The sequence below is a fragment of the Aquibacillus koreensis genome (assembly GCF_025154055.1).
Classification (GTDB): Bacteria; Bacillota; Bacilli; order Bacillales; family Amphibacillaceae; genus Aquibacillus_C; species Aquibacillus_C koreensis.
Window position 1 is genome coordinate 86,664 of record NZ_JAOALK010000031.1, and the last position, 13,159, is coordinate 99,822.

General features: G+C 35.3%; 14 protein-coding genes. 8 read left to right on the forward strand and 6 right to left on the reverse strand.

All coding sequences use genetic code 11. The features are described 5' to 3' along the window. Positions 1 to 175: 175 nt before the first annotated feature. Together NYQ66_RS07525 and NYQ66_RS07530 are read right to left on the reverse strand one after the other, a co-directional pair. Positions 176 to 1,042 carry an SDR family oxidoreductase gene (locus NYQ66_RS07525; RefSeq protein WP_259868453.1) on the reverse strand — a complete coding sequence of 289 codons (867 nt, stop codon included), beginning with the start codon at positions 1,040 to 1,042 and terminating at the stop codon, positions 176 to 178. Between the two features lie 164 nt (positions 1,043 to 1,206). Further along, positions 1,207 to 2,067 carry a DegV family protein gene (locus NYQ66_RS07530; RefSeq protein WP_259868454.1) on the reverse strand — a complete coding sequence of 287 codons (861 nt, stop codon included), beginning with the start codon at positions 2,065 to 2,067 and terminating at the stop codon, positions 1,207 to 1,209. A gap of 257 nt (positions 2,068 to 2,324) precedes the next feature. On the opposite strand from NYQ66_RS07530, the gene NYQ66_RS07535 reads away from it, so the two are divergent. Next, positions 2,325 to 3,173 (forward strand): YitT family protein, encoded by an 849-nt coding sequence (locus NYQ66_RS07535; protein ID WP_259868455.1) that lies wholly within the window; start codon positions 2,325 to 2,327, stop codon positions 3,171 to 3,173. 67 nt (positions 3,174 to 3,240) lie between these two features. Beyond that, positions 3,241 to 4,146, forward strand: a complete 906-nt coding sequence (locus NYQ66_RS07540) for a BsuPI-related putative proteinase inhibitor (RefSeq protein ID WP_259868456.1) — start codon at positions 3,241 to 3,243, stop codon at positions 4,144 to 4,146. Between the two features lie 344 nt (positions 4,147 to 4,490). Here NYQ66_RS07540 and NYQ66_RS07545 read toward each other — a convergent pair whose 3' ends face one another. Beyond that, positions 4,491 to 4,754: a NifU N-terminal domain-containing protein gene (locus tag NYQ66_RS07545; protein ID WP_259868459.1), complete on the reverse strand. Its 264-nt coding sequence runs from the start codon at positions 4,752 to 4,754 to the stop codon at positions 4,491 to 4,493. A 352-nt stretch (positions 4,755 to 5,106) separates the two neighbouring features. Here NYQ66_RS07545 and NYQ66_RS07550 point away from each other — a divergent pair, with 352 nt between their 5' ends. The 4 genes from NYQ66_RS07550 (at position 5,107) to NYQ66_RS07565 (ending at position 10,333) form a co-directional block, all read left to right on the forward strand. Next, positions 5,107 to 5,358 carry a hypothetical protein gene (locus NYQ66_RS07550; protein ID WP_259868461.1) on the forward strand — a complete coding sequence of 84 codons (252 nt, stop codon included), beginning with the start codon at positions 5,107 to 5,109 and terminating at the stop codon, positions 5,356 to 5,358. A 133-nt stretch (positions 5,359 to 5,491) separates the two neighbouring features. Then, a complete protein-coding gene (locus NYQ66_RS07555; RefSeq protein WP_259868464.1) occupies positions 5,492 to 7,108 on the forward strand; it encodes a GGDEF domain-containing response regulator in 1,617 nt (538 codons plus the stop codon). A gap of 23 nt (positions 7,109 to 7,131) precedes the next feature. Further along, positions 7,132 to 7,497, forward strand: a complete 366-nt coding sequence (locus tag NYQ66_RS07560) for a response regulator transcription factor (protein ID WP_259868466.1) — start codon at positions 7,132 to 7,134, stop codon at positions 7,495 to 7,497. Further along, positions 7,490 to 10,333 carry an ATP-binding protein gene (locus NYQ66_RS07565; RefSeq protein ID WP_259868468.1) on the forward strand — a complete coding sequence of 948 codons (2,844 nt, stop codon included), beginning with the start codon at positions 7,490 to 7,492 and terminating at the stop codon, positions 10,331 to 10,333. Before NYQ66_RS07560 ends, NYQ66_RS07565 begins: the two co-directional genes overlap by 8 nt. A gap of 21 nt (positions 10,334 to 10,354) precedes the next feature. On the opposite strand, the gene NYQ66_RS07570 is transcribed toward NYQ66_RS07565, so the two are convergent. The 3 genes from NYQ66_RS07570 to NYQ66_RS07580 form a co-directional block, all read right to left on the reverse strand. Next, positions 10,355 to 10,546, reverse strand: a complete 192-nt coding sequence (locus NYQ66_RS07570) for a DUF3813 domain-containing protein (RefSeq protein WP_259868651.1) — start codon at positions 10,544 to 10,546, stop codon at positions 10,355 to 10,357. 11 nt (positions 10,547 to 10,557) lie between these two features. Further along, positions 10,558 to 10,707: a competence protein gene (locus NYQ66_RS07575; protein WP_259868471.1), complete on the reverse strand. Its 150-nt coding sequence runs from the start codon at positions 10,705 to 10,707 to the stop codon at positions 10,558 to 10,560. A gap of 113 nt (positions 10,708 to 10,820) precedes the next feature. Continuing rightward, entirely contained in the window at positions 10,821 to 11,660 is an 840-nt protein-coding gene (locus tag NYQ66_RS07580) for a Cof-type HAD-IIB family hydrolase (protein ID WP_259868473.1), read from the reverse strand. 174 nt (positions 11,661 to 11,834) lie between these two features. Between NYQ66_RS07580 and NYQ66_RS07585 the strand changes: the two genes are divergently transcribed. Together NYQ66_RS07585 and NYQ66_RS07590 are read left to right on the forward strand one after the other, a co-directional pair. Continuing rightward, positions 11,835 to 12,599: an alpha/beta fold hydrolase gene (locus NYQ66_RS07585; RefSeq protein WP_259868475.1), complete on the forward strand. Its 765-nt coding sequence runs from the start codon at positions 11,835 to 11,837 to the stop codon at positions 12,597 to 12,599. 110 nt (positions 12,600 to 12,709) lie between these two features. After that, the gene (locus NYQ66_RS07590) at positions 12,710 to 13,021 is read left to right on the forward strand and encodes a metal-sulfur cluster assembly factor (RefSeq protein ID WP_259868477.1); all 312 of its coding nucleotides are present in this window, start codon (positions 12,710 to 12,712) and stop codon (positions 13,019 to 13,021) included. The last annotated feature ends 138 nt before the right edge of the window (positions 13,022 to 13,159 follow it).

Here is a 13,159-nt window from a genome sequence, read left to right on the forward strand (position 1 = left end):
ATATCATTTCCATAAATAGTTTAATACTTTAATACTTTACTCCTATACCCATTAAAACGCAACTGGTTTATCGATGCGTTAAAGTATTGACTAAATTGGTAATGATTGTAGAAATTAGGAAAGAGAAGTAATTTAGAATTAAATCACTTCTCCTCACGTTGTTTAATATTTAAAATCATCCATTCACAATACTCCCACCGTTTACATGCATCATTTGACCAGTAACATAACTAGAATCGTTACTTGCTAAATATACATAAGCTGGAGCTAACTCATATGTTTCCCCCGGTCTGCCCATTGGTGTCGTAGATCCGAATTCAGAAACCTGTTGTTCATCGAAGCTTGCGGGAATCAGAGGTGTCCAAATTGGTCCAGGTGCAACGCCATTTACGCGTATTCCTTTCTTTGCTAATGATGAAGAAAGAGATCTTGTGAATGTAGTAATAGCCCCTTTCGTACTTGAATAATCAATAAGCATATCATTCCCTTTATAAGCTGTAATGGAAGACGTATTGATAATGCTACTGCCTTTCTTCATATGTGGAAGGACTGCTTTGGTCATATAAAAGAATGAAAATATGTTTACTTTAAATGTTTTTTCGAGCTGTTCGTCTGTTATGTCCAAAAAGTCTTTTTGAGGATATTGTACGGCAGCATTATTGACTAGTATATCGATGTGATTAAATTCCCCAACAATGGACTGTACAGAAGAATAACAAAAATCAGCATCGCTAACATCGCCGCTAATAAGTTTGCATGTTCGTCCTTCCTTTTCTACTAACTTCTTCGTTTCCTCTGCATCTTGATGCTCATCAAAATAAATGATAATTACATCTGCGCCTTCTTTAGCAAAATAAATACTAACTGCTCTACCAATTCCACTATCTCCACCAGTGATAATAGCTACCTTGTCCAATAATTTATTGCTACCTTGATAGTTGGGATCCTCAAATTTGGGAAGTGGATTCATTTCATATTCAAAACCAGGCTGTCTGTTTTGATGTTGTTTTGGTAAAACTTGTTTTTTGTTATTAGAAGTCATCAAAATCCTCCTTGCATTTTTCACATACTATATAATTAGTCATTCCCAGAACAAGGAGAATAAAACAGAAAAGAATGGAGAAGGTGGAATTAAAAGAGGGAAGGTTTTTGTTACATGAAAAAAGAGAAACAATGTAATGATTGTTCCTCTTTTACAAATCTATTTTATTTATATTCACTATTTAAGAAAAATAAAGCGATCGTTCCTGGCCCTGCATGTGCGCCGACTGCTGAACCAACCATTTCGATATGAAATTCCTCCGTACCAAATTGTTCCTTAATCATAGCGGCTAATTGTTCTGCTCTTTCCAGATCGTCTCCATGACTAATACCAATTGGTTGATTCTTTAGATCAAATCCACGTTCTTCCATTACTTCTAACATACGTTTTAGTACCTTTTTAGAACCACGAATCTTTTCAAGAGGAACTAACTTTCCACCTTCAACATGTAATAATGGTTTAATTTTTAATAAAGAACCTATAAATGCAGCTGTTTTACTAACTCGTCCTCCACGTAGTAAGTATTCTAGGTCATCTACTGTAAATATATGCTCCATATGTTCCGCATGATAATTGCTCAATTCTATTATTTCGTTTAGGCTAGCACCTTCTTTTGCTAATTGTGCTGCACGAATAACAACTAAACCATAACCAGTAGATGCGCATTTGGTATCAATGATTTCCAACTGCCAATTTGGATATTGCTCTTTTACTTCTTGCTCTGCAAGCTTTGCAGATTGATATGTGCCAGAGAGTTCAGATGAAAAAGCAAGGTACACACTAGCTTGCTCATTTTTAGCATGTTGTTCAAATAGCTCTTTAAATGCTTGGGGTGTTACTTGTGAGGTCTTTGGAGACTTACCTTCACGCATTGCTTCATAAACAGTTTTTGCATAAATTGTCTTTCCATCTTCGTAATTATTTCCATCTAATTGAACCGTTAGCGAAACCATATCAATGTCGTACTGGTCAAATTTATCCTTAGACAAATCACAGGCAGAGTCTGCAATGATTTTAACTGTCAACGGATCCACCTCCAAAAATTATATGTTAATGCTTATAGTGAACATAATTCTATCGTATGTATAGAAGAGAAATAGTAAACAATAAGCACGGACTAGCATGCTTATTCCTAAAACGCTTTCTAAATCTAGTTTAATGTTACAGAAGCGGTTAGTCAAAGTTTATTTTTCATACTGATTTACATAACAGTGGATTATACTGTAACATTGGTGGGTATGTGATTAAAAAGCTTTCAGCATGAAAGTAAAGGAGGCATCTTATGTTTTTATTTGAAGCAAAACGAATCATAATTGTATTAATAGGTGCACTGTTAAATGCTATTGCGCTGAACTTCTTCTTAATATCCGCGAATGTCTATGCGAGCGGCTTTACAGGCATGGCTCAAATATTGTCTAGTGTTTTTTCTGATCTGTTACATATTCAAGGATTGAGTACAGGTATTATTTTATTAATATTAAATATACCGGTTGCTATTCTAGGTTGGATAAAAGTAGGAAGAGGCTTCACCATTTATAGTTTTATATCTGTTTTATTTACAACTATTTGCTTAGAAGTATTGCCTATCGTGCAAATCTCTCCAGATATCATGTTAAATGCAGTCTTTGGCGGTGTAATTGCTGGGGTAGGAATTGGGATAACATTAAAATGGGGTGCATCTACAGGAGGTTCTGATATCGTTGCGATGGTATTATCCCGAGTGAAAGATAAACCGATTGGGACTTATATGATGGTCATCAATGGAGTTATTATTTTACTAGCTGGTATTATTTATGAACCTGAAAATGCGCTATACACCTTATTAGCACTGTATGTAACAACACGTGTAATTGATGTCCTGCACACACGTCATGAAAAAGTAACTGCAATGATCGTAACGACCAAAGCAGATGACCTTCAAAAAGAGATTCATAATACGATGGTAAGGGGAATTACCATTCTTCCAGCCCGTGGTGCTTATTCCAAAGTAGATAAGAATATGCTTTTTTTAGTTATTACACGATATGAACTATATGATTTAGAGAGAATTATACAAGAAGTAGATCCTAATGCATTTACAAATATTGTTGAGACGGCAGGAATATTTGGATTCTTTAGGAAAAACGATTAATATTGCCGTAACCTTTTTCTCCTAATAACGACTGATTAAGTAAATAGGAGAAAAAGGAGTAGATCGAATGAAAGCTTTCCTTTATATATTATCCGCTTTGCTTTTTTTAGTATTAATGGCTTGTGGTACGAAAAATGATGAAGAGTATTCTCAGGGGAGTATGGGAGATGGAGATCCAATCGAACAACATGAAATGGATGACTCGATAACGCAAAATATCTCTGCAAATCAAGCAACTAGCCCAGACGTGCAAACACTCATAGAACAATTAGAAATGAAAGTAGATGTAACAACAACAGGAGAAAAAGTTGTTTTTACTATGCAGTTGAAAAATACGGGAGATGAACAAATAGAGTTAAGTTTTTCGTCAGGCCAACAATTTGAAATAGAAATATTAGACGAAACAGACGATGAAATATACGTGTATTCCGAGGGGAAGATGTTCACGGAAGCATTAGTGTATGAACCACTAGCACCAGGTGAACGATTAGAATGGCAAGAAGAAATTGATATAGTTGAAGAAGGGTTAACAGAGGGAGTGTATCAAGGTACTGTTACTTTGTTACCTACTGAAGTTAATAAACAATTATTAGAAGACAATCCTTTCACTGAAACAATTTCAATGACGATAGGAGAAAACCATTCAGAGCCTTTACTTCCTAAAGCGGATGATACGCACCCTGATAGCTTTCGTGATGTAGAAGTAACTGGAACAAACGGAATCTACACCGTAACGGGAGAAGCATATACTAGCAATGATTTTTTCTATCATGTGGAAGATGGGCATATGGTTTTAGTTGAAGAAACAAAGGTTGAAAAAGAGGTTGAAGGCTGGGAGTCATTTCAAATTGACTTATCAATCGATGAGAAAAGACTACCCGAAAACGGAGCTGTTACTATCTTTTTCTATGAGAAAAACCTAGAAGATGGAATGGAAATGAATGGCAAAGCTTATCCATTGGAACAATTTTAATGAAAAGAAGACATCTCACTGTAGATGTCTTTTTTATTGCCTTTTCTTCCTTGAGCTTTGTTGTTATTGTTGCACAGTAGATTCATACTGTACAGTAACTAAAGATGATAATACTGCTTTACCGTTCCGGAAATACACTCCGCTTTCCGTGGGGCGAGCGCCGAACCGCTTCGTCGCTTCGCTCCTGCAGGGGCTCGCCTGTCTCGCAGATCCCACAGGAGTCTACGCGTATTCCCTCCACTAGCATTTATGTACAGTATAAAGATAAAGCTTTCATTTAGGTGTTTATCGATGATCTGCAATACGTTTTTAGTTAATGTAGAAAAGAAAAAAACACTTATGGTTTAGTAACCATAAGTGTTTAAGATGTCCTTTACTTGAGGAGTTAAGTTGTCCCATTCGACATCAGCCTTTTTATTTACAGTAATAAAATTTTGGTATCCAAAAACATTATCAACGCTTTCTATAGCCATTAGATCATTTAAAATTTTATGTTCACTTGTTTGTCCGGGCATAACAGAAATACTGCTATTTCCTTCAAATATTAGTGAATCCGTTGTGAATTTCATTGCATTTGGGTTTGGTGTAGCTTCTACATGAATGCTCATCATTATTTCCTCCTAGATATCTTCCTTATATGTCTATGATAGCAGAAAAGTGCTCAATACAAAAGAAACTTCATTAAATTGTAATTTGAAAAGATAGAGACCATAGGGGTAAAAAAGTTATAATAGAAGTAGTAAAACTTTCACGAAAAGAAAGGACGATCTGATGATAAGACGGGCTATTTGGATGGGAACTGTTGCAGGAGGTGTTTTGGCGTGTTTTCTATGGGTAATGGAGAGTCTAACAGGTATCAAGGTTTTTACTTTGTTATTAAACGTTGACTTTATAATAGAACGTAAACTTCCCGTTTTTCTCGAGTTACTTTTTCACTTTATTATTTCCTGGGGAATATGCTTGGTTTTTGTCGTACTCTTGAATCGAAAAGGATCAACAACGCCTATGTATCGATTGGGAATTGCACTTTTATTGAGTATGATCGCTGCCATTTCTTATTTTCCATTGACTAGCCTAGCAATAAAAGAGACACCTTCCGTTACAGACTGGCAAGGAATTACGTATTGGATAATAGGACATCTGATCTACGCTTTTATCATGCTTATTATGCCATTCCGCTTTAATCAGAAGCACAAGTTTTTATTTTATTAAATAATACCATATTTCGACACACTTCAACTATGATAAAATAAAGTAAGAGATTAGGTATGTGTAGTGAACGTTTGGAACATACAGTTATCGTCAACGGTTTTATAAAAGTGGAAACAAAGTAGGAGTGAAAATCTTGAAGAAGTATCAATCTATGTTTCTAAAACGGTATAAACATATGCTTGACGAGTGGAAGCAGAAGCCATCTGTTTCGAATCAAGAATTATATCGTTTTTTACATTCAATTAAAGGAACTGCATCTTCGATCGAACTTCATCATTTAACAGAGACGTCGAGTGAGTTGTTGGAACAAATTGATAAGGACAAAGAATCCATTTGGAAAATAGACGAGTGGGTAGACTTTATCCAACCACTAGCCTTGTTATTTGATGAGGATATAGAAGATCCAATTCAAGTAAAAGGTGCTGTAGATGACCAAACATCACAAAAAACCATTTTAGTATTAAATAATGACATTGATCTATTGAATTACATAAAAGAAAACCTTGAAGACAATAACTACAAAGTATTTATTGCAACGACTTTAAATCGTGGAACACAGCTTTTTTACGACCGTCATCCAGATCTAGTTATTTGTGACTACCATATTAAGAATAAACGTGGTCTTGATTTTCTGAAAAATATTGAAAAGAATGTACTAAGTACATTTACTCCAGTATTGATAATCAGTGATGATGTAAGTCAAAAGGTGAAGAAAAAAGTATATGATGCTAATGCGTATGATTTCATTGAGAAACCCATTCAGATGGACGTCTTCTTAAGTATCATTCGGAATCGATTAAGGCAAAAAGAAATGTTCAAAAAAAGAGTCATGGTTGATGAGCTAACGAGCGCGTATAATCGTGTATTTCTAAATGATAAATGGAAAGAACTTCATAAAAATTTTAAAGAAAAGGGAACACCGTTTAGTTTTGCGTTATTAGACTTAGATCGATTTAAACAAGTTAATGATAAATATGGACATGCAGTCGGGGATACAGTTCTAGCAGAATTTTCTCAATTTATCTTACGTAATATTCGCTCATCGGATAACCTTGTTCGTTACGGTGGGGAAGAATTTTTATTGATCTTACAAGAAACTAAACAAGATGACGGTATTCGGATTGTTCAACGCCTACTTGAAGAGTTTATGGCAGAAAAACAAATCGTAAATGGGATTAGCTTGTCGTTAAGTTTTACTTCCGGCGTTTCCGAGATGAAAAAGTCTATTCAATCATTGGAACAACTTATTATACAGAGTGACCTTGCCTTGTATTACGGAAAACAAAATGGTCGAAAGTCCGTGCATGGATACCATCCAGAGTTGCAGAAGAATAGTGAATTAGTTAAAAAGCATAACTTATTACGGATAGCGATCGTCGATGATGATCGTGTTATTCAACAATTGCTCCAAGATTATTTGTCCAAGATGACTATTTCAAACTTCCATATTGAAGTAAGGGCCTTCCGAGAAGGTGAATCCTTCTTAGCCACAAGTTGGTATAAACAAGCGGGGAACTATATTATATTACTTGATGGCATCATGCCTGGTATGGATGGGCTAGAAGTATTAAGTGAGCTGCGAAAAACAGAGAATGAAAAAGATATGGGTATCATTATGCTCACCGGACGACAGAAGGATGAAGATATTGTAAAAGCTCTAGAATTAGGTGCAGATGATTATATAACGAAACCTTTTAGTCTACAACAGTTAGAAGCTAGAGTGAAAAGATTAATTAACAGGTTATTTTAATTAACAATCAAAGGGGTTTAGTTATGGCGAAAATTTTAGTAGTAGATGATGAAGAAGTACTTCGTATGCTTCTGATGGATACCTTGGAAGATGAAGGACACGATGTCCTAGAAGCTATAGATGGTAGACATGCCTTAAAACTTCTAGAAGAAAATGGTGATATAGACTTAGTTATACTGGATAATATGATGCCAGGATTAACTGGAATAGAGGTAGCCAAACAACTCGATGAAGAGTGGAAGGAGAAACATCCCATTTTGATGTTAACGGCTAAAACACAACAATCTGACTTAGATGAGTCAAGAGAAGCAGGTATTCCTTATTATATGGCAAAGCCTTTTAGTCCTGCTCAACTTGTATTATTGGTGGAGGATATTTTGAATGCGTAAATTGTTTAAAAATACGATTCGAAGTCGATTCTTTATTTTATTAATGACAATATCGATTACAGCATTAGTAGGAGTTGCGGGTATCTTATTGTTTACACAATCTGTTAAATCAGATTATTTGGAACAACGGGAGGTACTTACGGATAAAGGTAATGTTCTCAGAGACATGGAGCGTAATGTTACCCAGATGGTCGTTCATATGCGTGGTTACGCAGCATTTGGGAATGATAACGAACTAGTGAAATCGGAACAATTTAAACACAAATTGGAATCGGAAATTGTGGCATACAAGCAGTTGGGCTTATCTGAACAGGAAAATATACTTGTTGATGAAATGGAAATATTTGTTGATAAGTATTGGAATGATTTATTGCCACTTATGAAGCCTTTTATACAAACAAATAATTATGAATCACTTAAAGAAGCTAGTAAATATACATCATCCACAATCATTGTAAGTAATCTTTTAGATGAGATTGCTGAAGGAACGGATGACATAGAGCAACAGCTAAGTAATAGTCATGAATCTTTTTTAGAAACAGTTGATAACATGAATTACTTGCTCATTTTATTTCTAGCAATTATTTTTCTTGTTTTAAGTCTGGCATCGAGAAACCTAACAAAGCTGATTGTCACACCAATGTCAGACCTATCAAAGGCATCACAACGATTAGCAAAAGGTGAACCGATTTCGATTGATCGCCTTAATCGAACAGATGAACTTGGAACACTTTCAAATAGCTTTGCAGATATGGCAAGTCAAATTAAGAACAGAGAAGATCATCTTTCCGAACAAAACAAACAATTGACACTCCAGGCGGAACAACTAGTGAACACAAAAAGAACACTGGAAAGGTTCAATCAGATGAACCATGCCTTGTCCATCACGCAAAACGAACAAGAGTTATTAGACCAGGTGATTGGTGATTTGGCCGTAATTTATCGTTTCGATCTAGGTATATTGTTTACGATAGAAAATGGCACGTTTGCAACTGTCGGGATAGATCGTGAAAAGTATAGAAATGATGTTGATACATACTTTTCAACTGCTATCCATCGACTTCAACAAAATGGTCAAGCATTTGTTACGAAAAGACAAGTGGAACAAGGGGAGGCAGGTTATTACTTTGAAGAAAAATCTTATGACCTCCACGCACCGGTCATTAATGCAAATAACGATTTAATTGCAGTATTAGTATGTACAAGAGTAGCCAACCCGTTTTCTTTGTCCGAACAAGAAGAGATCAAAGGAATTTTAAATCGTGTGTCCTTATCATTGGAAAAAATTAATTATTTCGTTCAAACAGAAAATAGTCGACAGCTTAATCAAGATATTATTGACAATATTAACGAGGGAATCCAGTTCATTGATGAAGAGGGATACTTAGTTCAATATAATCAAAAATGGCTAGAATTTTTCTATTTATATAATGGGGAAATGGAAACAGACTTACATCTCGAGCAACGATGTTCTTGGTTAGAAAAAGTAGCAGTACATGTAAAAAGCAGAGATGCCTTTATAGCATATATTGAAAAAGTAATACGGACGGAAGGGCAAGGTGGCACAAATTATCAATTTGAAGTAAAAAATGGGACAAGTAATGTACTTACTGTATATGCTGAGGCTGTTTATCGACAAGAAAAGCGAATAGGGACATTATTTGTGTACAGAGATATAACAGCAGAGTATGAAGTAGATCAAATGAAATCCAACTTGGTAAGTACAGTAAGTCATGAGTTAAGAACGCCGCTTGCAAGTGTATTAGGTTATACGGAATTAATGATTAGCAAAGAGCTTAAGCCAGAGCGCCAAGAACGTTATTTGAAAACAATTCACAAAGAAGCGCTGAGGTTAACCAACCTTATCAATGACTTTTTAGATCTGCAACGGATGGAGTCAGGTTATCAAGAATATAAAATGGAAAATGTAAATATGGTCGAACTAGCAGAAGATGTACTTGACCGTTTCCGTATTAACAACCCGGACCATACACTGCGAGTGATTGATCATAGTAATTTCTCATCCGTACAAGCCGATCCGCAAAGTATTGTCCAGTTGTACACTAATTTGATCAGTAATGCAATTAAATTTTCACCTAATGGAGGAGATGTAGTCATCTCGTTCAATAATAGCAATAACCATCTTTATATTCATGTATCAGATAAAGGAATTGGTATACCTGACAATGAATTGAAAAGACTATTTACAAAGTTCCATCGAATTGATAATTCTAGTCAGAGGAAAATAGGTGGAACAGGGTTAGGATTAGCAATTTGTAAAGAAATAGTAGAAGCACATAATGGAAAGATTGCTGTCCGCTCTGAATTGGATAAGGGGAGTGTATTTACAGTAACATTACCTCTTGACCCAACCATAAGCCGATCAACCGTTAAAGTTGAAAATCAATTATTGCCTGAAATAGTCTTGATTGAAGATGATACAAGTCTATCCCAGTTATTAGAAGATGAATTAAAAGATTCTGGATTCTATGTTAGAAAGTACGCAAATGGTGAGGATGTGTTACGACATTTGGAGCACTTATCACCTGATGGTATAGTTGTTGATCTTATGCTAGGGGATGGAATAGATGGTTGGGAAATTATTAAAGCAGTGAAAAATCACCATCATTTAGAAGAGATCCCTATTTTTATTTCTTCTGCATTGGAACAAAAAGAAAAAGGGGAAAAATTAGGGGTCGATCATTATTTAACAAAACCATATCCACCTAATAAATTATCTACTGTCATCTTACAAACAATGCTTCAGTACGAGAAAAGAGGACAAATTTTATACGCAAATGAAGATGAAGATATAAATAACAATCCCCCTTCCTAGAAGGGGGATTGTTATTAGGGGTTATTTTAATTCATTTTGTTGTTGAAGTTGCTGTTCTAACTGCTGTAACTCCTGTTGTTCTTCAGGAGTAGCATTCGTGTAGGCTGATTGGATCGCGTTTTTTGCTGCTTGCTTGTCATTTTCGTCAAAGCTTTGACCGTTTGCTAAACGGTTCACAGCATCTTTAGCCTGTTGGAATAAGTTATTTGCCATGTTAGCCATTGTTAAAAACCTCCTAAAGATTGTTCATCTGCTTTTTCTTTTGTTTTTTCTGCGTCTGCTAAACGTTCATGATAAGGAAATCGTTGGTCATGTTGCTTTACGGAATCTACACCTTGTTGAGTAAAACGTTTTGATTTACTTTTTTTACTCATGCTACATGCCTCCCAAATGAAAAACTAAAATGAAAAAGCCTGAACGTGTGGATTACGTTCAAGCTTAGTATGGAACACTTATAGCTAATAAATGAAAAGTATTTTTTGGTAAATTATTGTTTTTCTACTTGTAAGCTTAAGTAATTTTCAAGAAATATTCCAATTCCATCCTCTTCATTTGAGCTGGTTACATGTTTTGCCACCGATTTAAGTTGCTCTATTCCGTTTTTCATGGCCACACCAACACCAGCATATTCAATCATTTCAAGGTCATTATCCTCATCACCAAAAGCAATAATGTTTTCTTGCGGAATGTGATAATAGTGCGCAATTCTTTCTAGGCCGACTGCCTTATTCATTCCTTTACGAACAATTTCAATAACATTCCAAGGAGCACCCCATTTTCGATGCTCAATGACTTCTGCGTGCTTATCATTTAAGTGATCCCTTAGCTCTTGGACGTGATCTTTACGCGGGTGAATAAGTATAGAAGTAGGATCTTCACTTAATTCATTTTTTAAACTACCTATTGTTATTTTTTGATTTTGATCTGATCCATGGAAAATCTCTAGCAGTTCTTCATCATATTGATCAAGATATAGGTCATCTTTAATCTCCGCTAGAATATTATGTACTCCTAAATCATAGCATGTTTGAATTATTTTTTTTGCTGTGCGAATCGGCAATGGGCTATGAAGTGCTTCCCATTTTTTATCCACTGGATGGTGAATAAGTGCACCATTAAAATTCACCATAGGTGTATCCAATCCTAATTCGTGATAATAATTAATACTAGCACGATGAGGACGACCTGTTGCTATGATAACGATATGTCCATCTTTCATCGCTTGAAATAAGGTTTGTTTGGTTCTAGCACTAATTGTTTTTTTGTCTGTTAGTAATGTACCATCAAGATCTAAAGCGATTAAATGTCTGTTGTTTGTTTTATTCAAATTTTTCACCTCTTATCAATAATTATAGTGTAAAGAGAAAAAGAAAATATGTAAAGGTTTTGAAATGAATAGCCTATTTTTTGCATGTTTTTTTATGAGATTATATGATAGTAGTAGAACAAACAATAACAATCTTTATATAACAGTAAATAAGAATGAAAGGAACTAACCACCATGATAGGGATTTATAAAGAATATTGGAATGAAATACCTGTATTAGTTGTAGTTCACTCAGAATACAAAGACCAAGCTTTACCGGTTCTTACTTACATACATGGGTTTACGAGTGCGAAGGAACACAATCTACCTTTAGCATACTTGCTTGCAGAAAAAGGTTATCGTGTAGTGTTACCTGATTGTATTTTTCACGGGGAACGACAGGACAATATTACAGATGCTGAAAGACAGTTACAGTTCTTTAAGATTGTTGAACAAAACTTACAAGATTTACTAACGATTAGAACAGTTCTAATGGAAAAGAATTTAATAAAAGACAATCGCTTTGGCTTAGCTGGTACAAGTATGGGGGGGATAACGACTGCCGCCGCTTTAACGCAGTATGATTGGATTAAAGCTGCAGCCATCTTAATGGGATCTCCGAAGATTACACAATTCGCTAACGAGTTAGTAGCAGGGTTAAAAGACCAACACACGCAACTACCTATTACAGAAGATGAACTGTCTGCTATATTTAAATCTTTAGAGCAAATCGATCTCTCCAAACAAAAGAAGAAGCTTGATGGTAGACCGTTGTTTTTTTGGCACGGCGAGAAAGACCAAGTGGTCCCGTTCAATCACTCCTATAGCTTTTATGAAGAGGTCATTTCTCTGTACAAAAACCCTGAGAACATTCGTTTCTTAAGAGAAATCGGACGAGGTCATAAAGTTAGTAGGTTTGCGATCACGGAAACAGTTAATTGGTTAGAATATCAACTTTAAATGAAGTTTATCCTAAAATGATGTCGATTAGTGATGTAGATCATTTAATTTTTTTGTTATTTATGTTTATAATATGAATATGTTGTATGTTATTAAAGGAGGTAAAGGGTATGGATGAAGCATTACAAGAAAATCTAATGGGTGCTCTAGAGAATGTAATTGATCCGGAGCTAGGTATAGATATCGTGAATTTAGGGCTTGTTTATGGTGTAGATCTTAATGATGAAGGACTAGCTACTGTTACAATGACGCTTACAGCGATGGGCTGTCCTTTAGCTGGACACATTGAGTCTGATGTGAAACGAGTATTGGAGGATATTCCTGAAGTACAAGAAACAAAGGTGGATATCGTTTGGAATCCTCCTTGGTCAAAAGACCGTATGTCTCGTTATGCGAAAATTGCACTTGGAATTCCAGATTAATAGTTGATCTTCAGCCGGTTCAGGTGTTTATGAACCGGCTTTTCATTTTTGGAACATACCTTCTGTTTTCCTATAGGTAATTATAATTTATAATAAGTAGAAAAGATAAATAAGAATACATATACATGTAGATGTTTT

Excerpts from the sequence above, each read along its gene's own strand:
- NYQ66_RS07525 (WP_259868453.1), bottom strand. The coding sequence starts at position 1,042 with ATGACTTCTAATAACAAAAAACAAGTTTTACCAAAACAACATCAAAAC.
- NYQ66_RS07535 (WP_259868455.1), top strand. The coding sequence starts at position 2,325 with ATGTTTTTATTTGAAGCAAAACGAATCATAATTGTATTAATAGGTGCA.
- NYQ66_RS07540 (WP_259868456.1), top strand. The coding sequence starts at position 3,241 with ATGAAAGCTTTCCTTTATATATTATCCGCTTTGCTTTTTTTAGTATTA.
- NYQ66_RS07545 (WP_259868459.1), bottom strand. The coding sequence starts at position 4,754 with ATGAGCATTCATGTAGAAGCTACACCAAACCCAAATGCAATGAAATTC.
- NYQ66_RS07560 (WP_259868466.1), top strand. The coding sequence starts at position 7,132 with ATGGCGAAAATTTTAGTAGTAGATGATGAAGAAGTACTTCGTATGCTT.
- NYQ66_RS07565 (WP_259868468.1), top strand. The coding sequence starts at position 7,490 with ATGCGTAAATTGTTTAAAAATACGATTCGAAGTCGATTCTTTATTTTA.
- NYQ66_RS07570 (WP_259868651.1), bottom strand. The coding sequence starts at position 10,546 with ATGGCAAATAACTTATTCCAACAGGCTAAAGATGCTGTGAACCGTTTA.
- NYQ66_RS07575 (WP_259868471.1), bottom strand. The coding sequence starts at position 10,707 with ATGAGTAAAAAAAGTAAATCAAAACGTTTTACTCAACAAGGTGTAGAT.
- NYQ66_RS07585 (WP_259868475.1), top strand. The coding sequence starts at position 11,835 with ATGATAGGGATTTATAAAGAATATTGGAATGAAATACCTGTATTAGTT.
- NYQ66_RS07590 (WP_259868477.1), top strand. The coding sequence starts at position 12,710 with ATGGATGAAGCATTACAAGAAAATCTAATGGGTGCTCTAGAGAATGTA.